This is a genomic window from Salipiger pentaromativorans (genome assembly GCF_024721115.1).
Classification (GTDB): Bacteria; Pseudomonadota; Alphaproteobacteria; order Rhodobacterales; family Rhodobacteraceae; genus Salipiger; species Salipiger pentaromativorans.
Genome location: NZ_JAMDHK010000001.1, coordinates 370,762 through 389,960 on the forward strand (window position 1 = coordinate 370,762; position 19,199 = coordinate 389,960).

Sequence of the window (19,199 nt, forward strand, 5' to 3'; positions counted from 1 at the left end):
ACGGGCACGGGCGAAAGGCGGCAGGACGATGAACATCCTCATTCTCGGCGGCGGCGGGCGCGAACATGCGCTGGCCTGGGCGGTGATGCAGAACCCCAAATGCGACAAGCTGATCGTGGCGCCGGGCAACGCGGGGATCGCGCAGATCGCCGAATGCGCCACGCTCGACATCGAGGATGGCGGCGCGGTGGTGGAATTCGCCGGGGAAAACGCCATCGACCTGGTGATCGTCGGCCCCGAGGCACCGCTGGCCGCAGGCGTCGCCGACGCGCTGCGCGATGCGGGCATTCCGGTCTTCGGCCCCTCGAAGGAGGCGGCGCGGCTGGAAGCCTCGAAGAGCTTCACCAAGGAGATCTGCGACGCGGCGGGCGCACCGACGGCGGGCTATGGCCATTTCACCGATGCCGAGGCGGCCAAGGCCTATGTCCGCGACCGGGGTGCGCCCATCGTGGTCAAGGCCGACGGGCTGGCCGCCGGCAAGGGCGTGATCATCGCCGAGACCGTGGCCGAGGCGGAGGCCGCCATCGACGACATGTTCGGCGGCGCCTTCGGCGGCGCGGGCGCCGAGGTGGTGATCGAGGAGTTCATGACCGGCGAGGAGGCGAGCTTCTTCCTGCTGGTCGACGGCGAGGACGTGCTGCCCATCGGCACCGCGCAGGACCACAAGCGCGTGGGCGAAGGCGACACCGGGCCCAACACCGGCGGCATGGGCGCCTATTCCCCCGCCCCGGTGCTCTCGGACGCGGTGGCGCAGAAGGCGCTCGACGAGATCGTCAAGCCCACCATGGCGGAGATGGTGAAGCGCGGCACGCCCTATTCCGGCGTGCTTTATGCCGGGCTGATGATCGAGAACGGGCAGCCGCGGCTGGTGGAATACAACGTGCGCTTCGGCGATCCCGAATGCCAGGTGCTGATGATGCGGCTGGGTGCCCAGGCGCTGGATCTTATTCACGCCTGCGCCGAGGGGCGGTTGGCGGGCGCGCAGGTGACCTGGGCGGACGATCACGCGATGACCGTGGTGCTGGCCGCCAGGGGCTATCCCGGCAGCTATGAGAAGGGCTCGGCGATCGGCGGGATGGGCGGGCTGCAAGAGGACAGTTTCCACCAGATGTTCCACGCAGGCACGTCCGAGAAGGACGGTCAGGTGGTCGCCTCCGGAGGCCGAGTGCTGAACGCCACCGCGCGGGGCGCGACGCTGGCCGAGGCCGCCGAGCGCGCCTATGCGCTGGTCGATGCGGTGGACTGGCCCGAGGGCTTCTGCCGCCGCGATATCGGCTGGCGGGCGCTTTGAACCGATGAGCCTGCTGGACGGCGCCTGACGGCGCCGTGCGGGGGCGCTGCCCCCACGGCGCGGCGGGCCGCGCCTCCCCCGGGATATTTTGCGCCAATGGAAACACAGCGGGCGGCGGCTCGTGCCGCTGTGCGAGAGGGGCCCGAGGCGCGGTCCGTGCCGGGCGGCTCGCCCCGGCAAGACCTCTGGAATGTCCGCGAATGGCCGCTTTTCGCGGTCAGGCTCCGGTTCCGAGCAGCAGCGGAACAGGGATCGCGACATGCAGACCGGCCTCAAGATGATCGCGGTGGCGGTTGCGATCTTCCTTGCCCTGCCGATCCTCAAGGAGAGCCGGAGCGGACCTTCGGTCTGGCACCGTTCCGCCGCCATGGCGCGGACGGAGGGTGTGGAGACCCAGATGGCCCCGCGTGCCCCGGCGCAAACCGCCCTGCCCGCGCTCCGGCGCAGCACGGTCAACGATCACGACATGGCGGCCTGTGCCCGCTTCCGGGTCGAGGCGCTGGTGCTGTCGCGGCGCGACTACCGCTTCGACCGCACGGCAGCCTTCAGCGCCACCGATCTCGCCCTGGGCTGGGGGCCGATGTCGAACCCGGCGCTGGTGCAGGAGATCAAGATCACCCAGTCCGGGCGGTTCTATCACTGGCGCCCGAATCCCGACGCCCGGCTCACCCCCGCAGAGATCAAGGTGTCGAGCGCCAATATGCATCTCATCCTGCAAACCGCCGCGCAGCGCGCCGCGATGAAGCAGATCGGCAAGGGCGATGTGGTGATCATCGAAGGCTATCTCGTCGATGTCACCTCCCCCCGCGGGGGCCAGTGGCGCAGCTCGCGGGTGCGCACAGACGGCGGCGCGGGCGCCTGCGAGATCATTCTGGTGGAGCGCATCCGCCGAAAGGCGCCGGAGCCCGCCGGGGACCTCTGACCATCCCCGCGCCGCAAAAAACGGCGCCCGCAGGGGGCGCCGCGCCTGCAATCTTCAGTGGGACATGGCTCAGGCCGCCTTGGCACTGTTCGAGCCGATGAACCAGGCGTCTTTCTCGGCGATGCGGCTCACCTCGGTGAAGAGATCGGCGGTGTCCTCGTCGCCCGCCTCCTCCGCCGCCGCGATGCCCTCGCGCAGCTTGACCGTGTAGCTGTTGAACCGCGTCACCAGCGCCTCCACATGGTCCTGAAGCGCCACGATCTCGGTCGGGTAAGCCGCGAGGGTGCTCTTCTCCGCCACGGTCTGCGAGGTGCCCTGCGCAAGCCCGCCCATCATCGCCACGCGCTCGGCCATCAGATCGGCCCCCTCGCGCAGATGGCCCGCCACCTCGTCAAGCAGCTCGTGCACGCCGATGAAGCCGGTGCCCTTGAGGTTCCAGTGCGCCTGTTTCACGGCATTGCCCAGGTCGATGGTGTCGGCGAGGCGCTCGTTCAGCACGGCGATCATCTCGGTGCGGGCGTTCTCTTTCAGGAAAGGGACGAAATTCTGCGGCATCATTCTCTCCAGTCTGTCTGTCTCGGATCGGCCGCATCGGATGCGGCCCCGGCCTGTCTGCCGGTGTGTGGAGAAAGAACGCCCCGCCCCGCCGCGAGGTTCCGTCAGCCCGGCACGATCACCTCGCGCTCGGTCACGATCAGGTCGAGCGGCTGGTCGTTGGGATCGAAGGGCAGCGCCTCGGCCTCCTGCGCCGCATAGGCGAACCCGATGGCCAGGACCGGCCCGGCACGGCGCAGCCCCGCAAGCGTGCGGTCATAGAACCCGCCGCCATAGCCCAGCCGGGCGCCCGCGCGGGTGAACCCCACCAGCGGCACGATCAGGATTTCCGGGGTCACGAATTCCGGCGCCTCGGGGATGCGCGCGCCAAAGGCGCCCTCGACCAGTGCCATGTCCGGCTCCCAGAGCGCAAAGCGCAGCGGCTGGCCCTGCGCCTCGATCACCGGAACGGAGACCGGCCCGTAGGCCGCCGCCTCCGCCATGGCGGGCAGCGGGTCGATTTCGGTGCGGATCGGCATATAGCCTGCCACCGGCACGCCGCGATGCCCGGCCAGAAGCTCGGAAAGCCGCCCTGCCCCGGTGCCGGGATCGGCGTCATGCGCGGCCCTGCGGCGGGCAAAGGCCGCCTTGCGCGCCGCCTGTTTCGCCTCGGCCAGCGGGTCCGCCAGGGGAGCGCTCACAGCAGCACCACCACGGCAAGGCCCAGAAAGGCGAAGAACCCCACCACATCGGTGACCGTGGTCACGAAGGCGCCGGAGGCCAGCGCCGGATCGACCTTCAGCTTCTCCAGCACCACGGGCACGATGATCCCTGCCAGGCCCGCCACCACGAGATTGATGACCATCGCCGTGGCGATCACGCCGCCAAGCGCCGCCGAGCCGAACCAGAAGAGCCCCACAAGCCCCATCACAAGGGCGAAGGCCACGCCGTTCACCAGCCCCACCATCGCCTCCCGGCCGATGATCCGCCAGACGTTCGAGCCGGTGAGATCCTTCGTCGCCAGCGCCCGCACCGCCACGGTCAGCGCCTGGGTGCCCGCATTGCCGCCCATCGAGGCGACAATGGGCATCAGCACCGCCAGCGCCACCACCTGGGTGATGGCCGCCTCGAACTGCGCGATGACGATCGAGGCCAGCACTGCGGTCAGCAGGTTCACCGCCAGCCAGGGAAAGCGCTGCCTGGTGGTCTCCAGCACACTGTCCGACAGCCGCGATTCCTCGCCCACCCCGGCAAGGCGCAGGATGTCCTCTTCGTGTTCCTCGTCCAGCACCGCCATGGCGTCGTCGATGGTGATCACCCCCACCAGACGCTCGTTCTCGTCCACCACCGGAGCCGAGATCAGGTGATACTGGTTGAACGCATAAGCGACCTCGGATTCGGGCCGGGTCACCGGGATGACGTGAAAGGTCTCTTCCATGATCGAGCGCAGCAGCACCTCGCGGCGCGAGGCCATCAGCCGCCCCAGCGTGATATTGCCCACCGGGCGCAGCTTTGGATCGACCAGCACGATGTGATAGAACTGCTCGGGCAGATCCTCGGTGTTGCGCAGATAGTCGATGGCCTCGCCCACATTCCAGTGCTCGGGCGCCATGACGACCTCGCGCTGCATCAGACGACCGGCGGAATATTCCGGGTAGGTCAGCGACTGTTCGACGGCGACCCGGTCGCTGTCTTCCAGCACCTCCAGAATGGCTTCCTGCTGCGCCTCGTCGAGATCTTCGAGCAGGTCGACCACATCGTCGGATTCGAGCTCGCGCACGGCCTCGGCCAGCACCGCGGGGTGCAGCGCGCGGATCACCTCCTCGCGGATCGACTCGTCGAGTTCCGACAGGATTTCGCCGTCGAATTCCTTGTCGTAAAGCTTGATCAGCCGCATCCGGTCGAAGGCGTTGATCTGCTCGAGCATGTCGGCGATGTCGGCCGCGTGCAGCGGCTCCATCAGCTCCACGAGCTTTTCGCGGTCACCGACATCCACCGCATAGAGGATCGCCGCAACGTCCTTGCGCTGCAGGCTGTAGGCGTCCTCCTCGCGCTCTTCCTCCAATACCGTGTTTTCGGTCTCTTCGGTCATTGCTGCTCCGCTGCCTGCCGTTCGCGCAAAGACTAGGCCATCGCGGCGCGAAGCAACAGGGCACATTGCGCCCCGGCGCGCGGCGCTTCATGCTGGCAAGGGTAAGGCACGGGGGACATATGGCAACGCTGCATCTGGGACAAATCCTGAGCTTCGACGGCTCGCCCTTCGAGGACGGCCACGATGCCGCCTGGCACGAACGCCATGGCGGGCTGGTGGAGGACGGTGGCAAGATTCTCGCGCTCGGGCCGGCGGAGGCGATGCGCGCCGCCCATCCCTTCGCCGGGATCGTCGATCATGGCGAAGGGCTGATCCTGCCCGGTTTCGTCGATGCCCATGCGCATTACCCGCAGACCGGCATGATCGCGAGCTGGGGCAAGCGGCTGATCGACTGGCTGAACCACTATACCTTCCCAGAAGAGATGCGTTTCGCCGATCCCGCCTATGCGCACGAGATCGCGGGGCGCTATCTCGACCTGCTGCTGGCGCATGGCACCACCTCGGTCTGCTCCTATTGCACGATCCATCCCGGCTCGGTCGATGCGCTGTTCGAGGCGGCGGAGGCGCGCGGCATGCGGGTCTTTGCGGGCAAGACCTGCATGGACCGCGACACCGCGCCCGAGGGGCTGCGCGACAGCGCGCAATCGGCCTATGACGACAGCAAGGCGCTGCTGGCGCGCTGGCACGGCAAGGGCCGCGCCTCCTATGTGATCACGCCACGGTTTTCGCCCACCTCGACGGTGGCGCAGCTGGAGGCGCTGGGGGCGCTCTGGGCGGAACACCCGGATTGCCTGATGCAGACGCATCTCTCCGAGCAGACGGACGAGATCGCCTGGGTGAAATCGCTCTACCCGCAGGCGCGCGATTATCTCGACACCTATGAAAGCTACGGGCTGTTGCGTCCCGGCGGGCTTTTCGGCCATGCGATCCATCTGGAGCCGCGCGAACGCGGCCGGCTGCGCGAGACGGGCGCCGCGCTGGTGCATTGCCCCACCTCGAACACCTTCATCGGCTCGGGGCTCTTCGACATGGACGGGCTGACGAAGGAAGGCCAGATCGTCGGGCTCGCCACCGACACCGGCGGCGGGTCGAGTTTCTCGATGCTGCGCACCATGGCGGCGGCCTATGAGATCGCGCAGCTCCGCCACCGGCCTTTGCATGCCTCGGAACTCTTGTGGCTGGCGACGCAGGGCTCGGCCCGCGCGCTGCGGGTGGCGGACCGGATCGGCAATCTCGCGCCGGGGATGGAGGCGGATTTCATCGTGCTCGACCTCGCCTCAACCCCCGCCATCGCGCAGCGCAGCGCGCGGGCGGAGGACATCTGGGAAGCGCTGTTCCCCACGATCATGATGGGCGACGACCGCGCGATTGTGGAGACGCGGGTGGCCGGGAAGCGGCTTTAAGCTCCGCGATATGGGCCGGGTGCGGTGGGCAGATTGCCCACCCTACGGCGTTACGATTGGTAAAGCCGCGCCATCGCCGGCCCGTGGGATGGCGATGCAACCGAGTGAACCCCTTGTTTTATCCCGGCCAAATCCGAAGACCCTCGCAACGAAGGACTGTCGTCTCACAATCGCCAGCCCGCCGGGACGGGCCGGCGATGGCGCGGCGCGCCTTGTCCCGCGCCGGGACACCGCACAAACGTAGGGTGGGCAATCTGCCCACCAGCCCCTTGCCCAAGCGCTATTTCCGCAGCCCCACCAGCAGCACCCAATAATCCCCCGCGCGGCCGATGCCGTAATCGGCCACGTCGCGCCGGCGCAGCGTCTTGCGGTGGCTCGGAGACTCGTCCCAGCCCTCCAGCACCGTGGGAAAGCCCCGCGCCGTCCAGGCGGCATTCTCCGCCACCTCGGCGGCGTCATAGCCCTGCGCCCGGACCCGTTGCATCACGCTGCTGCCGTCCGAGCCCACATGCCCCACCTTGCCCATGCGCGCCATGTCCCGCGCATGGGCCTGTGCCGCCGCCGCAAGCTGCGGCGAGACCCGCAGTCGCGGCAGCCCGCGCTCTGTCCGATAGGCATTCAGTGCCCTGCCGGGATCGACCTGCGCATCGGGCGCGCTCGGTGCCTCCCCGTATTTGTAATAGAGCCCGTCCGACCCGGCGCCGGACGCCCCCGGCGCCAGCTCCGTTTCAAGACAGCCGGCAAGCGGCAGAAGCAGCAGCGCTGCGGCAAGCGGTTTCATCGCACCTCCGGTTCGCACCCGTCGCTCGGGGCGACCGCCCTCAGATAGCGCGGCACCGCCCAAGGCCCAACCGGAGCGCCCCGCCGTCAGCGGGGTCTTGCCACCACCATGGCCCAGTAATCCCCCGACTGCGCGATGCCGTAATGCGTCACGTCGCGCAGCAGCATGTTCTTGCGGTGCGGCGCCGAGGCCGTCCAGAGCTCCATCGCCCGGTCGAGCCCGCGCCCGGTCTCGGCGATGTTCTCGGCCACCCGGCGATAGCGAAAGCCCTGCCGCTTCACCCGGTCGGCCACCTCGCTTCCGTCAGAGCCGGTATGGGTCATTTTCGCCATCGCGGCCATATCGCGCGCATGGATCTCGGCGGCGGCCTGAAGCCGCGGCGACAGCGCCAGCGGCCGGAGCCCGCTGGCCGTGCGATAGGCGTTCAGCGAGTGCCCGCCCAACACCGCGACACTGCCCTGCCCCGGCGCCTCCTGACTTGTCGCCACCGTCGTTGTCTGGGCGCAGCCGGCCAGCAGCGCCAGCGCCACGATCATCCATCGCATGAGACCCCTTTCCCTTGTCGCTTTGTCACATCCGTCCCGGTCGCTGGGCCTGCCCGGCCAGCGCTTGCGCCAGCGCGTCCTGCCGCGCCAGCGTCGCGCCCAGATCAATCGTCGCAAGCTGCCCGTCGCGCACCACCTGCCGCCCCTCGACAAACAGGTGCCGCACCCGCGTCGGCCCCGCCAGCAGCAGCGCCGCCTTGTCCCAGCTTCCCGCGCTGTCGATGCCGCTGACGTCCCAGAGCGCCAGATCGGCGCGCTTGCCCACGGCGATCTGGCCGCAATCGTGCCGCCCCAGCACCTCGGCACCGCCGCGCGTGGCGAGGCGCAGCGCCTCGCGCGCGCTCATCGCGTCGGCGCCGCGCGTCACCCGTTGCAGCAGCATCGCCTGACGCGCCTCGGCCATGAGGTTGGAACTGTCGTTGCTGGCCGAGCCATCGACGCCCAGCCCCACCGGCACGCCGGCATCCACCATCGCCCGCACCGGCGCGATCCCCGAGCCCAGCCGGCAATTGGAACAGGGGCAATGCGCCACACCCGTCCGGGACTGCGCGAAAAGGTCGATCTCCCGACCGTCGAGCTTGACACAATGCGCGTGCCAGACATCGGGCCCGGTCCAGCCCAGCTCTTCGGCATATTGGCCGGGACGGCAGCCGAATTGCGCCATGGAATAAGCGATGTCCTCGTCGTTCTCGGCCAGATGGGTGTGCAGCATCACCCCCTTGTCGCGCGCCAGAAGCGCCGCGTCGCGCATCAGCTCCCGGCTCACCGAAAAGGGCGAACAGGGCGCGACGCCGACGCGCAGCATGGCGCCCTCGGACGGGTCGTGAAAGGCGTCGACGACCCGGATGCAATCCTCCAGGATCGCGGCTTCACGCTCGACCAGCGCATCCGGCGGCAGCCCGCCGTCGCTTTCGCCGATGCTCATGGCGCCGCGCGTGGCGTGGAAGCGCAGCCCGATCTCCTGCGCGGCGTCGATCGTGTCGTCCAGCCGCGCGCCGTTCGGATAGAGATAGAGGTGATCCGAGGTCAGCGTACAGCCGCTGAGGGCCAGCTCCGCCAGCCCGGTGAGCGCGGAAATCCGCATCTCCTCGGGGCCGAAACGGGCCCAGATCGGGTAAAGCGTCTTGAGCCAGCCGAAGAGCAGCGCGTCCTGCCCGCCGGGCACCGCGCGGGTCAGCGTCTGGTAGAGGTGGTGATGGGTATTCACCAGCCCCGGCGTCACCACGCAGGTCGCGGCCTCGACGATCTCGCCCGAGGTCGCCAGCCCCTTGCCCAGCGCCGCGATCACCCCGTCCCGCAAGAGCAGATCGACCGCTTCGAATTCGCGGTCGCCGTCGTCCATGGTCAGAACGCTTCGGGCGTTGCGGATCAGGATTTCCGGCATGGCGTGAGGCTCCGTCTGCTGCGCGCCCAGCGTGGCCTTTGCCACGCGGAAAGGAAAGCCGGGCCGGGCGGAAACCCGCCCGCCAGTGACAAAACCGCGCGCATCGCCGCCTAAGCGTTCAGAAGCGCCAGCGCCGCCGCGTGCAGCTCGGGATTTGCGGCGGCCAGCGCGCGGCCGCCGCGATGGGCGGGCCCGCCCTCCCAATCGGTGACGACACCGCCGGCCGCCTCGATCACCGCAATCGGCGCCTGTATGTCATAGGGTTTCAGCCCGGCCTCGATCACCAGGTCGATCTGCCCCGCGGCCACCAGCGCATAGGCATAGCAATCCATGCCGTAGCGGGTCAGCCGCGCCTGCGCCTTGACCCGCGAAAACGCCGCATGCTCGGCTTCGGTGCCGATCTCGGGGAAGGTGGTGAACAGGATCGCCTCGTCAAGCCCGCGCGGCGCCCGTGCCCGCAGCGGCGCCTCGCCCAGCGGCCCGCTCCAGCGCGCCTGGCCCAGCCCGCCGCAGAAGCGTTCGGCGGTATAGGGCTGGTCGATCAGGCCAAGGCGCGGCCCGCTCTCATCCGCAAGCGCCACCAGCACGCCCCAGGTGGGTGTGCCGCTGAGAAAGCCGCGCGTGCCGTCGATCGGGTCCAGCACCCAGGTCAGGCCCGATGTGCCCTCGGTGGTGCCCAGTTCCTCGCCCAGAATGCCGTCCTCGGGACGGCGACGCGCCAAGAGGTCGCGCATCGCCTCCTCGGCGGCGCGGTCGGCGATTGTGACCGGGTCGAACCCGCCCGCTTCCTTGTTTTCGGCATCCAGCCCGTGGGCGCGGAAATGCGGCAGAATCGCCGCGCGCGCGGCATCCGCCAGCGCATGCGCCGTCTCCCACAGCTCTTTCGCCAGATTTTCTGAAATATCGGCCATCGCGCCCACCCCGCAGCTCAATCCCGGGATCAGCTATCGCAGCGGGCGGAGAGGCTCAAGCCACGTCGGACAGAACCCGGGCCAGCTCGAACAGCCGGCGGCGCTGATTTTCCGGAATGGCGTAATAGGACCGCACGAGATCGAGCGCTTCCTTGTCGCCGAGGATGTCGGCGGGCATCGCGGCGGGCGCCTCGGCGGCGTCCTGTTCGGTGTCGAGCCCTTCGAAGAAGAAGCTCACCGGCACATCGAGCGCATCGGCGATATCCCAGAGGCGGGAGGCGCTGACGCGGTTGGCGCCGGTTTCGTATTTCTGGATTTGCTGGAACTTGATCCCGACATGTTCGGCAAGCTGTTGCTGAGTCATCCCCACCAGCCAGCGGCGGTGACGAATGCGTTTGCCCACATGGACGTCCACGGGATGCGTCATCGGATGTTCCTTCTACCACACCCCTCTCTCTCGGGGGCGACTATTTCCAAAAGCGCGATAACCGCGCCACTTCTCCGAACGCGCGACCCACACGATCGGGAACCAGTTCCCGGCTGACCGGGACGCTACATCGGGTTGCCGCAAAAAATCAAGCAATTTGCGCCCCTAGCGTTAAACGCGGTTAATTCCATGCACTCGATGGTTGCAAAGGTTAACAAATCGTTAACAAAACTCAGCACCAAGGGGTCATTTGACAAAGCTGCGGAAACACAGGCAGGGTCGCCCGGAACAGCCGAGGACCCCGATGCGCGCGCTACATCTCACGTCACATGAGTCGCCCCCCACGCTGACCGACCTGCCCGAACCGGTTCCCGGCCCGGGACAGATCGGGCTCCGGATCGGGGCCTGCGGCCTGAATTTCGCCGATCTGCTGATGATCGAGGGGCGCTATCAGGACACCCCCGCCCTGCCCTTCACGCTGGGTCTTGAGGTGGCCGGAACGGTCGAGACTCTGGGGGCCGGCGTGACCGGTCTGGCCCCCGGCGACCGCGTCGCGGTCTATGGCGGCCGCGACGGGCTGGCGGAGTTCGGCGTGTTCGACGCCGACCGCGCCGTCAAGATGCCCGACACGATGCCCCCCGAGGACGCCGCCGCGTTCCAGATCGCCTATGGCACCAGCCATCTGGCGCTCGACCACCGGGCGCGGCTGCTCCCCGGCGAGACGCTGCTGGTGCTGGGCGCCGCCGGCGGCGTGGGGCTGACCGCCGTGGAGATCGGCAAACTCATGGGCGCGCGGGTGATCGCCTGCGCCCGAGGCGCCGACAAGCTCGAGATCGCACGTCAGGCCGGGGCGGATCATCTGATCGACGCCAAGACCGACGACATCCGCGAGACGGTGAAGGCGCTGGGAGGCGCGGATGTGGTCTATGATCCGGTGGGCGGCGCGCAATTCGCCGCCGCCTTTCGCGCCTGCCGCCCCGAGGCACGGCTGCTGACCATCGGCTTCGCCAGCGGCGAGGTGCCGCAGATCAAGGCCAACCACCTGCTGGTCAAGAACCTCACCGTGATGGGGCTCTATTGGGGCGGCTACCTGACCTTCCGCCCCGAGGTGCTGACCCGCTCCATGGCGCAGCTTTTCGCCTGGTACGCCGAGGGCCGCATCCGCCCGCATATCAGCCACGTCCTGCCGCTGGCGCGCGCGACCGAGGGGCTGGAGCTGCTGCGCAGCCGCAAATCCACCGGCAAGGTGGTGATCCGCATTCCCGAATAACCCCGCCCGGCGGCGGGCCCCGCTATTCCGCCGCCATGTCGCTGCGCCGGCGCAGGGCGCAGAATTCGCTGCGCAGGGACTCGAGCAGCGGCTCGACGATCTGCGGGCGGGCGCCCGAGGCGTAAAGACAGATCTTCTGCATCCCCAGATCGGGCAGCACGCCGCCGGGGATCAGCTCGAAATGCGCCGGCGCGTGGCCTTCCAGCACCGGGGTCACCGCCAGATCGGCCGAGACCGACACTTCGATGGTCCGGTCGCTTTCGGAATCCACCGCCAGTTCCCATTCTAACCCCTCATGCTCCATCATCGCGATGGCGACCGGGCGGAAGCCGCAGCGCCGCGAAAAGGCGATGCGCAACGGCCGCGCCTTCCACGCGGTGCCGCCCAGCGCCCCGTACCAGCGTAGCGGCACATCGAGCAGCGTCTCGCCGTTTTCGCCCGGCTCCGCCTCGGTGGTGAGGATCACATCCACCGCACCGCGCGCGAACAGATCCTTCAGCTCGGCGGTATAGGAGCTGAGCAGTTGCAGCCGCACGCGCGGGAAATCGCGCTGCATCCGCTTCATGACCCGCGGAATCACCGGATAGACCACGTCATGCGGCACCCCCAGCACGATCTCGCCCTCCCAGTCCTGAAGCGTCAGCCGCGCATAGATCTCGTCGTTCAGTTCCACCATCTTGCGGGCGTATTTCAGCAGTTGCTCTCCCGCCGGCGTCAGGCTGACCCCGCGCCCGCTCCGGTCGAGCAGCGCAAGGCCCAGCGTCTCCTCCAGCCGCTTGAGCTGCATCGAGACCGCCGATTGCGTCAGGTTCAGAAATCCCGCCGCGCGGGTGACCCCGCCGGCATCGGCCACTGCGAGGAACGACCGCAGCGTGGTGATGTCGAGATTGCGCATTGATCACACCTCGTGATGACAAACTTCAAGAACATTCGTTTTACAGATGACGTGCCGGCAAGCATATACATCACGCAAGACGATGAAAGACAAATTCACATCACATTTCGTGAAGGAGATCATCATGATCCGTGACACCGCCCTGCCCTGCCCCGCCCGCCGCGCCCGCCGCCCGCTGCTGACGCGCATTCTGACCTGGCAGGCGCTCTACCGCCAGCGCCGCCGCCTGGCCGATCTCGACGCCGCCGCGTTGCGCGATCTGGGGATCTCGCGGCACGATGCTGAGTACGAGGCACAGCGCCCGTTCTGGGACGCGCCCGAGAGCTGGCGCCGCTGAGGACAGCGCTCTTCCGCGAATGGTGCGAAAACACTGCGTTTCGCGGGAGAGCTGTCTTGAAATAGGCCACCGCTCTGCCAATATCGAAAGCGAAAACCGTATTTTCCCACTTCGGGATATAGCTTGGAGGTATAGATGGCAGACTACAGAACAATCCGGACCGCCACCGGAACCAGCGCGGCCCAGATTGACGAAGGGCTTCGCACCCATATGAACAAGGTCTACGGGACCATGTCCATCGGGATGCTGATCACCTTCGCAGTGGCCTGGGCCATCGGCACCAGCCCGAGCCTGCTCGGCGTCTTCCGCGATCCGGTGACCCTCAGCCCGAACATTCTGGGCTGGATCGTCATGTTCGCCCCGCTGATCATGGTGTTCGCCTTCGGCGCCGCCATCAACCGCCTGTCCGCCGCCGGCGCGCAGACCTTCTTCTACGCCTTCGCGGCGGTGATGGGCCTGTCGCTGAGCTGGATCTTCGTGGCCTTCACCGGCTTCTCGATCGCCCAGGTCTTCCTGGTGACCTCGATCGCCTTCGCCGGCCTGTCGCTCTGGGGCTACACCACGAAAAAGGACATCTCGGGCTGGGGCTCGTTCCTGATCATGGGTGTGATCGGCATTCTCGTGGCCTCGATCATCAATATCTTCCTGGGCTCGCCCGCGATCATGTTCGCGATCTCGGTCCTGGGTGTGCTGATCTTCGCGGGTCTCACCGCCTATGACACGCAGAACATCAAGAACACCTATCTTCAGCACGCCGCGCATGGCGACAGCGAGTGGATGGGCAAGGCCGCCATCATGGGCGCGCTGAACCTCTACCTCGACTTCATCAACATGTTCATGTTCCTGCTGCAACTTCTCGGGAACCGCGAATAATCCGCTTCGGCCGCAGGCCACGGAACCAGACAAAGGCCCCGCCCGGTGCGGGGCCTTTTTTCTTGGAGAGACGGGCGGCGCGTGCGCTCCACCGAAGGACCGTTCCATAAGAGCCGTGCATGCAAGCACGGAAAAATTGCTCGTCCTTGGCCCCATGTCCCGAAGAGCCATGCCATCGCCGGCCGGTGGGATGGCGACGCGACTGCGCGCGCCCCGCGATTTATCCCGGCCAAATCCGCAGGACCTCGCAACGAGGATCTGACCTCTCAAGATCGCCTGCCCGCCGGGACGGGCCGCCGATGGCGCGTCGCCCCGTCGCCCCGTCCGGACGGTTTCGTAGGGTGGGCAATCTGCCCACCTTCCCAAAGCCCTTACAACACGCCCCTCAGGCCAGCACCGCCGGGATCAGCCCGCGCAGGGAATTTCCGACCCAGAGCCGCTCGGCCCGGTCCAGATCGGCCCGCGTCAGCACCGCCTCCCGGAACTCCCCCGTCAGCAGCAGGCTCTCCCGCAGCACCCCGGGCAAGAGCCCGCAATCCAGCGCCGGGGTCAGCCGCTCCCCGCCGATCTCCAGAAACACATTGGTGAAGGCCCCCTCGCAGAGCGCCCCCCGCGTGTTGAAGAAAAGCACATCGAAGATGCCCTCGGGCTTGCCGCGCAAGGTCCGGTCGTAGAGCGCGCGGCGGGTGGTCTTGAGCCGCAGGAAGGGATCCGCCGGATCGAGCCGCTGCGGCGACAGGGCCACCGGCGCCGCCACCGGGGCAGAGCCCAGGTCGAAGGGCTGCCGGGTCAGTTCCACATCGCCCGCGCGGCCAACCGTCATGCGCAACCGCAGCGCTTCGCCGCCCTGCACCGACAACAGCCGCATCTGCACCGCCGCCGCGTCCCAGGCAAAGCCCAGCGCCGCGCAGGTGCGTTCCGCCCGCGCCAGATGCAGCGCCTCGCGGACGATGCCCGAGCCTGGCAGCCAGAGCATCGTCTCGATCACGCGGAGGGTGGGATCAGTCCGGTCACAAAGCGGGATTTCCACAGCGCCTCCTCATATTCCGCATCGCATTGGCTGTCATGCACGATGCCGCCGCCCACGCCCATCTCGGCGCGCCCGGGCCCGGTGAGTGTCAGCGTGCGGATCGCCACGTTGAACGCCGCCCGCCCGTCCGGCGCCGCCCAGCCGATGGCACCGCAATAGGCGCCGCGTGTCCAGCCCTCGAGCCGGTGAATCGCCTGCATCGCGGCAATCTTCGGCGCGCCGGTGATCGACCCGCAGGGAAAGAGCGCCCGCATCAGCGCCGGCAGCGCCGCCTCGCCCTCAAGCCGCGCCTCTACCCGCGACACCATCTGATGCACCGTCTCGTAGGTCTCCACCTTCAGCAGCTCCGGCACCCGTACCGAGCCCACCCGCGCGATCCGCGCGAGATCGTTGCGCATCAGATCCACGATCATGATGTTCTCGGCGCGGTTCTTCTCGTCGCGCGCCAGCGTCTCGCGCAGCGCCGTGTCGGCCGCGCCCGTGGCGCCGCGCGGCGCCGTGCCCTTCATCGGCGCGACCGCGATTCCGCCCGCCGCATCCGCCTGAAAGAACAGCTCGGGCGAGCGCGACAGCACCTGCACCCCGCCCAGCGCCACGACCGCGCCATAGCCCACCGGCTGAAAGCCCCGCATCCGGCCCCAGAGCCCCAGCTCCGTCCCCTCGAACGCGACCTCGACCGGCAAGGTCAGGTTGACCTGATAAAGATCCCCCCGGGCGATCATCGCCTTGATCTCGTGAAACCGCCCGGCATAATCCGCCGGGCTCCAGAGCGGCGTGGCGCGGATCACCCGCGCCTGCGCCGCCTGCGCGGCGGCCTCGGCCAACACGCCCTCCGCCGCCTCGGGCCCGCGGAAGATCCCGAAGGCCAACAGCGGCGCCCCCGGCGCCAGCAGATCGCCCAGCACCGGCTCAAGCGCATAGCCCAGCTCGTAGCAGGCCAGCCCGGCGATCCAGAACCCGGCGCGGCGCGCCGCCTCGAGCCGCTCCAGCGCGGCGCGCGCCTCGGCGCCGTCACGGGCGACGATCACCTCCTCGGGCCGCGCAAAGAGCGCCGGGCGCCCCGACGGGCCCGCCTCGACCAACACGCTTTGCCTGTCCGCTTCCATGCGCCCCTGCCTTGCTGACTGCGCGCCCTCTTACCAGCCGCAAGCGGCGTTGACGAGGCGGTTACACAAGCGCCTCGAGCGCCGCAAGCCGCGCCCGCAGCCTGTCGGCGGTGTCGCTCAGAACGCCCCGGTCCAGCGGCTCCGGCGCCGCGAAGGGCACCTCGTCAAGCGGGATATAGCGGCGCGAGGTGATGTCGCTCGCCTCCTGCATCGGCACCAGATGGGCGTGCACATGCGGCACGTCGTTGCCGGTCAGCACGAACCCCACCCGCGCCACGCGATATTCCGCCTTGAGCACCTTGGCGAGCCGCTGCCCCAGCCGGATCAGCCCGCCGGCAAGCGCCGGGGGAAGATCGTCGAAACAGGGGTAATGCGCGCGCGGCACGATCTGCAGATGCCCCGGCCGGATCGGCGCGCGGTCGGCGAAGACGATGAACCGGCGGTCTTCGAAGACCACATGCGCCGGGCTGCGCCCGCGGGCGATGTCGCAAAAGAGGCAGTCGGGGTGCATCGGGATTCCTCCTGGTTCGGCCCGGCGCGCGCCCCGCCTGGAGCCCCAAAAGGAAAAGGCCGCGCAGGTGGGGTCCCGCGCGGCCTGTCACTGTCCCTGACGAGGTAAGGCTTACTTGATCTTGCCTTCCTTGTATTCGACGTGCTTCCGCGCAACCGGATCGTACTTACGCACGGTCATCTTTTCGGTCATCGTGCGGGCGTTCTTCTTGGTCACATAGAAATGGCCCGTGCCCGCGGACGAGTTCAGGCGGATTTTGATGGTGGTCGGCTTCGCCATTCTTCTTCTCCTGCAACGGGGCCGCTTTCCGCGTCCCGTGAAATCCTTGAAGCCCGCCTTTTACCCAAGCGCGCGCCCGAGTCAACCGGGCATCGTGCGGAAATATACGCGTGGAGGGCCTGTAAGCCGGATTCTGTTCCCGGCAGGTCTCCCTGCCGATCGGCGACCATTCCTCTTGGCCCGCGATTGCCCGCGGGCTCGTGCTGCCAACCCGGACCTCTCGGGCCGAAGCCGCCCTGCGGCGATATCCCCGAAGAGATCATGCCCCGCGCGAGGTCCCTATTTGGCATTGCTCCCGGTGGGGCTTGCCATGCGGGTCCGGTTGCCCGTCCCCCGGTGGGCTCTTACCCCACCGTTTCACCCTTGCCGTCGCAGTCTCCTTTGGCGCACCTCCGGTATTCCCTTTGGCGCACCTCCGGTACTCCCGTTGGCGCACCTTCGGTGCTCCCGTTGGCGCACCTTCGGTGCGACGGCGGTCTCTTCTCTGTGGCGCTTTCCGTCAGGTTGCCCTGCCCGGGCGTTACCCGGCACCGGCGCTTCGGCGAGTCCGGACTTTCCTCTCCCGGCGGGTTCCCCCGCCGACAGCGGCCGCCCGGCCCTCCACGCGCGCCCGACATAGGCGCGGCATGTGGCGGCGTCAATGGCCGGCGCTCAGCGCAGCAGCAGCGGCTCTTTCATCCAGGCGCGGATCGCCGCGCTGACCGCGTCCGGCGCCTCGAGCGGCGGCAGATGGCCCGCCTCCTCGATCACCTCCAGCCTCGCGCCCGGGATCAGCTCGGCCAGAAACGCCTGCCGCTTGACCGGGAAGAGCTGGTCATGCGCGCCGCAAAGCACCGTCACCGGCACCCGCATCCGGCGCAGCGCGCCCTGCTGGTCGCGCCGCCGCTGAAGAATGCGGACCTGCCGCACAAAGGCTTCGACCCCAAGACCCGCGGCCATCTCGTCGAGCATGGCGAGGATTTCCATCTTGAACGGCCCGGGCGCCAGGCTGTCGCCCGGCATCATCGCCCGCACCGCCGCGTCCAGCCGCCCGGCGCGCGCCTTGATGATCAGCGGATCGCGCTCGGCGGCCTGTTGCGGCGTCTCGGGCAGCGGCGTGGTGCTCATCAGCATCAGCCGCGAGACGCGGTCCGGCGCCCGGCGCTGCAATTCCATCGCGACGATCCCGCCGAGCCCCAGCCCGGCCAGAGCAAAGCGCCGCGGCATCAGATCGAGCAGCCCCGAGGCGACCTCCTCGACCCGTTCGCCGCCGGTCACCGGTGCGACCATCACCGCCATTTCCCGCGAAAGATCGGCGATCTGCGGCCCGTAGAGCCGCGCATCGCACATCAGATCGGGCAACAACACCAACGGCTCAGCCATGCCGCCCCGATACCTGCAAAAACCGCTCCCTCGCGGAGATCACCATTCCCTGCCCCATCTGCTCTGTGCGGACCTTGGCGGAATCCTATCAAAGAGCGCGGCGAGGGAAAGCGGGAATGCGCCGGCCGGGCAAGGCTTTGCCCAAAGCGGCCTCGCCGGGGCCGCCGGCGTCCCCCGCTCCCCCGGGGCCCGTGCCTCACTCCGCCGCCAAGGCGCGCGGCGCGGTGCCCAGGCCGCTGGCCGCATGGATCTGCATCCAGACGGCGGCCTCGTCGTACAGCGTCCATTCCCGGCGCAGCCCGGCGGGCCCGAATTCCGCGTGGCTGATCCCCATCACATGTACCTCGGCGCCGCTCGGCCGGCCGAAAGGCCCCCAGCCCGCATGGCGCCCGGTGAGCGACCAGCGCAGCGCGGCGCGCGGTGGCATCAGCCGCTCTTCCAGGCCGATCTGGTGGTGAATGCGGAACCGGGCATCGGGAAAGGCCGCGCGCAGCCCGAACCAGAACCGTTCCGCCCCGCCCGGCCCCTGCGCCGCCACCCCTCCGGGATAAGCCATGCGCGCGGCGGGATCGTATTGCGCGGCGATCTCGGAAAAGGCCGCCGACATGATCCGTTCGAGCAGCCCGGCAAAGGCCGCGCCCCACTGGTTGCCATTGCCCTGCCCGGTATAGGGCCCGGGCTGGTCGATGCCCGGATGGAACGGCCCGCCCTCCGGATCGCCCGCGACGGCATGTTGCCGCGCCCAGTCGGAAACCCCCAGCCCGAGCTGGCGCAGGATCGCCCCGGTGTCGCGCACCGCCCAGACCTCGCTGATGCGCCGGTCCTTGGCGTAGATATCGGCCAGCAGCCGGAACCGCAGCCGGCGCCCGCTGGCGGCGCCGAAAAGCCCCGCCCCGTCATGCCCGCCCTGCAACAGCAACCGCTGCGCGCCCAGCATCCCGAGCCGGGGCGCGCCCGACCAGATCACATCTTCGGAACGCGCGGCCAGATCCGGCAGCGCCGCCAGCAGACCAACCGCCTCGTCCCGCAGCGCGGCGGGGCCATAGCCCATCGCCAGCGCCTGCCGGTGGATCATCTGCGGATGGCACAGATCGCGCAGCCCCGCCTCGAGGCTGCGCCGGTTCCAGAGCGTTTCGGCCACCAGACGCAGAAACGCCGGATATGCCTGCCCGCCTTCGTCGCGCCAAAGCCCCTCCTCGCGCCAAAGCATCCTGCCCTCCTGTCTATGTTCGGAGGCAGTCTGGCA

The 19,199-nt window shown here is 68.6% G+C and carries 21 protein-coding genes and 1 other RNA gene; 6 read left to right on the forward strand and 16 right to left on the reverse strand.

Annotated elements, in window-relative coordinates:
* Positions 1–28 precede the first annotated feature (28 nt).
* Both purD and M4578_RS01695 read left to right on the forward strand, forming a co-directional pair.
* The gene (gene purD, locus M4578_RS01690) at positions 29–1,291 is read left to right on the forward strand and encodes a phosphoribosylamine--glycine ligase (RefSeq protein ID WP_258091967.1); all 1,263 of its coding nucleotides are present in this window, start codon (positions 29–31) and stop codon (positions 1,289–1,291) included.
* A gap of 259 nt (positions 1,292–1,550) precedes the next feature.
* A complete protein-coding gene (locus M4578_RS01695; protein ID WP_258091700.1) occupies positions 1,551–2,213 on the forward strand; it encodes a hypothetical protein in 663 nt (220 codons plus the stop codon).
* Between the two features lie 69 nt (positions 2,214–2,282).
* On the opposite strand, the gene dps is transcribed toward M4578_RS01695, so the two are convergent.
* From dps to mgtE, 3 genes are all read right to left on the reverse strand, one after another.
* A complete protein-coding gene (dps, locus tag M4578_RS01700) occupies positions 2,283–2,768 on the reverse strand; it encodes a DNA starvation/stationary phase protection protein Dps (protein ID WP_258091701.1) in 486 nt (161 codons plus the stop codon).
* A gap of 104 nt (positions 2,769–2,872) precedes the next feature.
* The gene (locus M4578_RS01705) at positions 2,873–3,448 is read right to left on the reverse strand and encodes a 5-formyltetrahydrofolate cyclo-ligase (protein WP_258091702.1); all 576 of its coding nucleotides are present in this window, start codon (positions 3,446–3,448) and stop codon (positions 2,873–2,875) included.
* Positions 3,445–4,839, reverse strand: coding sequence for a magnesium transporter (mgtE, locus tag M4578_RS01710; RefSeq protein ID WP_258091703.1), 1,395 nt, complete (start codon positions 4,837–4,839; stop codon positions 3,445–3,447). Before mgtE ends, M4578_RS01705 begins: the two co-directional genes overlap by 4 nt.
* 119 nt (positions 4,840–4,958) lie before the next feature.
* Here mgtE and guaD point away from each other — a divergent pair, with 119 nt between their 5' ends.
* Positions 4,959–6,242 carry a guanine deaminase gene (gene guaD / locus M4578_RS01715; RefSeq protein ID WP_258091704.1) on the forward strand — a complete coding sequence of 428 codons (1,284 nt, stop codon included), beginning with the start codon at positions 4,959–4,961 and terminating at the stop codon, positions 6,240–6,242.
* Between the two features lie 280 nt (positions 6,243–6,522).
* On the opposite strand, the gene M4578_RS01720 is transcribed toward guaD, so the two are convergent.
* The 5 genes from M4578_RS01720 to M4578_RS01740 form a co-directional block, all read right to left on the reverse strand.
* Positions 6,523–7,023 carry a CAP domain-containing protein gene (locus tag M4578_RS01720; RefSeq protein ID WP_258091705.1) on the reverse strand — a complete coding sequence of 167 codons (501 nt, stop codon included), beginning with the start codon at positions 7,021–7,023 and terminating at the stop codon, positions 6,523–6,525.
* An 86-nt stretch (positions 7,024–7,109) separates the two neighbouring features.
* Positions 7,110–7,568 (reverse strand): CAP domain-containing protein, encoded by a 459-nt coding sequence (locus M4578_RS01725; protein WP_258091706.1) that lies wholly within the window; start codon positions 7,566–7,568, stop codon positions 7,110–7,112.
* A 25-nt stretch (positions 7,569–7,593) separates the two neighbouring features.
* A complete protein-coding gene (locus M4578_RS01730) occupies positions 7,594–8,952 on the reverse strand; it encodes an 8-oxoguanine deaminase (RefSeq protein ID WP_258091707.1) in 1,359 nt (452 codons plus the stop codon).
* A 110-nt stretch (positions 8,953–9,062) separates the two neighbouring features.
* Entirely contained in the window at positions 9,063–9,863 is an 801-nt protein-coding gene (gene hisN / locus M4578_RS01735) for a histidinol-phosphatase (RefSeq protein WP_258091708.1), read from the reverse strand.
* Positions 9,864–9,918: 55 nt separating this feature from the next.
* Positions 9,919–10,290 (reverse strand): helix-turn-helix domain-containing protein, encoded by a 372-nt coding sequence (locus tag M4578_RS01740; RefSeq protein WP_258091709.1) that lies wholly within the window; start codon positions 10,288–10,290, stop codon positions 9,919–9,921.
* A 304-nt stretch (positions 10,291–10,594) separates the two neighbouring features.
* Here M4578_RS01740 and M4578_RS01745 point away from each other — a divergent pair, with 304 nt between their 5' ends.
* Positions 10,595–11,560 carry an NADPH:quinone oxidoreductase family protein gene (locus tag M4578_RS01745; protein ID WP_258091710.1) on the forward strand — a complete coding sequence of 322 codons (966 nt, stop codon included), beginning with the start codon at positions 10,595–10,597 and terminating at the stop codon, positions 11,558–11,560.
* A gap of 22 nt (positions 11,561–11,582) precedes the next feature.
* Here M4578_RS01745 and M4578_RS01750 read toward each other — a convergent pair whose 3' ends face one another.
* A complete protein-coding gene (locus tag M4578_RS01750; RefSeq protein WP_258091711.1) occupies positions 11,583–12,455 on the reverse strand; it encodes a LysR family transcriptional regulator in 873 nt (290 codons plus the stop codon).
* Positions 12,456–12,579: 124 nt separating this feature from the next.
* Between M4578_RS01750 and M4578_RS01755 the strand changes: the two genes are divergently transcribed.
* On the forward strand, positions 12,580–12,792 hold the full coding sequence (locus M4578_RS01755; protein ID WP_258091712.1) for a DUF1127 domain-containing protein: 213 nt from the start codon (positions 12,580–12,582) through the stop codon (positions 12,790–12,792).
* 135 nt (positions 12,793–12,927) lie between these two features.
* Positions 12,928–13,665, forward strand: coding sequence for a Bax inhibitor-1/YccA family protein (locus tag M4578_RS01760; protein WP_258091713.1), 738 nt, complete (start codon positions 12,928–12,930; stop codon positions 13,663–13,665).
* A gap of 385 nt (positions 13,666–14,050) precedes the next feature.
* On the opposite strand, the gene M4578_RS01765 is transcribed toward M4578_RS01760, so the two are convergent.
* The 7 genes from M4578_RS01765 to M4578_RS01795 form a co-directional block, all read right to left on the reverse strand.
* Entirely contained in the window at positions 14,051–14,641 is a 591-nt protein-coding gene (locus tag M4578_RS01765; RefSeq protein WP_258091714.1) for an aminotransferase class IV, read from the reverse strand.
* 8 nt (positions 14,642–14,649) lie between these two features.
* Entirely contained in the window at positions 14,650–15,801 is a 1,152-nt protein-coding gene (locus tag M4578_RS01770; RefSeq protein ID WP_258091715.1) for an aminodeoxychorismate synthase component I, read from the reverse strand.
* A 61-nt stretch (positions 15,802–15,862) separates the two neighbouring features.
* On the reverse strand, positions 15,863–16,312 hold the full coding sequence (locus M4578_RS01775; RefSeq protein WP_258091716.1) for an HIT family protein: 450 nt from the start codon (positions 16,310–16,312) through the stop codon (positions 15,863–15,865).
* Positions 16,313–16,423: 111 nt separating this feature from the next.
* Positions 16,424–16,591, reverse strand: coding sequence for a 50S ribosomal protein L33 (gene rpmG / locus M4578_RS01780; RefSeq protein ID WP_008885060.1), 168 nt, complete (start codon positions 16,589–16,591; stop codon positions 16,424–16,426).
* Between the two features lie 106 nt (positions 16,592–16,697).
* Positions 16,698–17,195, reverse strand: an RNA gene (rnpB, locus tag M4578_RS01785) — RNase P RNA component class A.
* A 47-nt stretch (positions 17,196–17,242) separates the two neighbouring features.
* Positions 17,243–17,953, reverse strand: a complete 711-nt coding sequence (locus M4578_RS01790) for an alpha/beta fold hydrolase (RefSeq protein WP_258091717.1) — start codon at positions 17,951–17,953, stop codon at positions 17,243–17,245.
* 196 nt (positions 17,954–18,149) lie between these two features.
* Positions 18,150–19,163, reverse strand: coding sequence for an ester cyclase (locus M4578_RS01795; protein WP_258091718.1), 1,014 nt, complete (start codon positions 19,161–19,163; stop codon positions 18,150–18,152).
* Positions 19,164–19,199: the final 36 nt, after the last annotated feature.

What these genes read in the sequence shown, in the direction of transcription:
- mgtE (WP_258091703.1), bottom strand. Translation starts at nt 4,839, where the DNA reads ATGACCGAAGAGACCGAAAACACGGTATTGGAGGAAGAGCGCGAGGAG.
- M4578_RS01770 (WP_258091715.1), bottom strand. Translation starts at nt 15,801, where the DNA reads ATGGAAGCGGACAGGCAAAGCGTGTTGGTCGAGGCGGGCCCGTCGGGG.
- M4578_RS01745 (WP_258091710.1), top strand. Translation starts at nt 10,595, where the DNA reads ATGCGCGCGCTACATCTCACGTCACATGAGTCGCCCCCCACGCTGACC.
- M4578_RS01740 (WP_258091709.1), bottom strand. Translation starts at nt 10,290, where the DNA reads ATGACGCATCCCGTGGACGTCCATGTGGGCAAACGCATTCGTCACCGC.
- M4578_RS01790 (WP_258091717.1), bottom strand. Translation starts at nt 17,953, where the DNA reads ATGGCTGAGCCGTTGGTGTTGTTGCCCGATCTGATGTGCGATGCGCGG.
- M4578_RS01725 (WP_258091706.1), bottom strand. Translation starts at nt 7,568, where the DNA reads ATGCGATGGATGATCGTGGCGCTGGCGCTGCTGGCCGGCTGCGCCCAG.
- M4578_RS01760 (WP_258091713.1), top strand. Translation starts at nt 12,928, where the DNA reads ATGGCAGACTACAGAACAATCCGGACCGCCACCGGAACCAGCGCGGCC.
- purD (WP_258091967.1), top strand. Translation starts at nt 29, where the DNA reads ATGAACATCCTCATTCTCGGCGGCGGCGGGCGCGAACATGCGCTGGCC.
- M4578_RS01765 (WP_258091714.1), bottom strand. Translation starts at nt 14,641, where the DNA reads ATGCTCTGGCTGCCAGGCTCGGGCATCGTCCGCGAGGCGCTGCATCTG.
- M4578_RS01730 (WP_258091707.1), bottom strand. Translation starts at nt 8,952, where the DNA reads ATGCCGGAAATCCTGATCCGCAACGCCCGAAGCGTTCTGACCATGGAC.
- M4578_RS01720 (WP_258091705.1), bottom strand. Translation starts at nt 7,023, where the DNA reads ATGAAACCGCTTGCCGCAGCGCTGCTGCTTCTGCCGCTTGCCGGCTGT.
- guaD (WP_258091704.1), top strand. Translation starts at nt 4,959, where the DNA reads ATGGCAACGCTGCATCTGGGACAAATCCTGAGCTTCGACGGCTCGCCC.
- M4578_RS01795 (WP_258091718.1), bottom strand. Translation starts at nt 19,163, where the DNA reads ATGCTTTGGCGCGAGGAGGGGCTTTGGCGCGACGAAGGCGGGCAGGCA.
- dps (WP_258091701.1), bottom strand. Translation starts at nt 2,768, where the DNA reads ATGCCGCAGAATTTCGTCCCTTTCCTGAAAGAGAACGCCCGCACCGAG.
- hisN (WP_258091708.1), bottom strand. Translation starts at nt 9,863, where the DNA reads ATGGCCGATATTTCAGAAAATCTGGCGAAAGAGCTGTGGGAGACGGCG.
- M4578_RS01755 (WP_258091712.1), top strand. Translation starts at nt 12,580, where the DNA reads ATGATCCGTGACACCGCCCTGCCCTGCCCCGCCCGCCGCGCCCGCCGC.
- M4578_RS01750 (WP_258091711.1), bottom strand. Translation starts at nt 12,455, where the DNA reads ATGCGCAATCTCGACATCACCACGCTGCGGTCGTTCCTCGCAGTGGCC.
- M4578_RS01775 (WP_258091716.1), bottom strand. Translation starts at nt 16,312, where the DNA reads ATGCACCCCGACTGCCTCTTTTGCGACATCGCCCGCGGGCGCAGCCCG.
- rpmG (WP_008885060.1), bottom strand. Translation starts at nt 16,591, where the DNA reads ATGGCGAAGCCGACCACCATCAAAATCCGCCTGAACTCGTCCGCGGGC.
- M4578_RS01695 (WP_258091700.1), top strand. Translation starts at nt 1,551, where the DNA reads ATGCAGACCGGCCTCAAGATGATCGCGGTGGCGGTTGCGATCTTCCTT.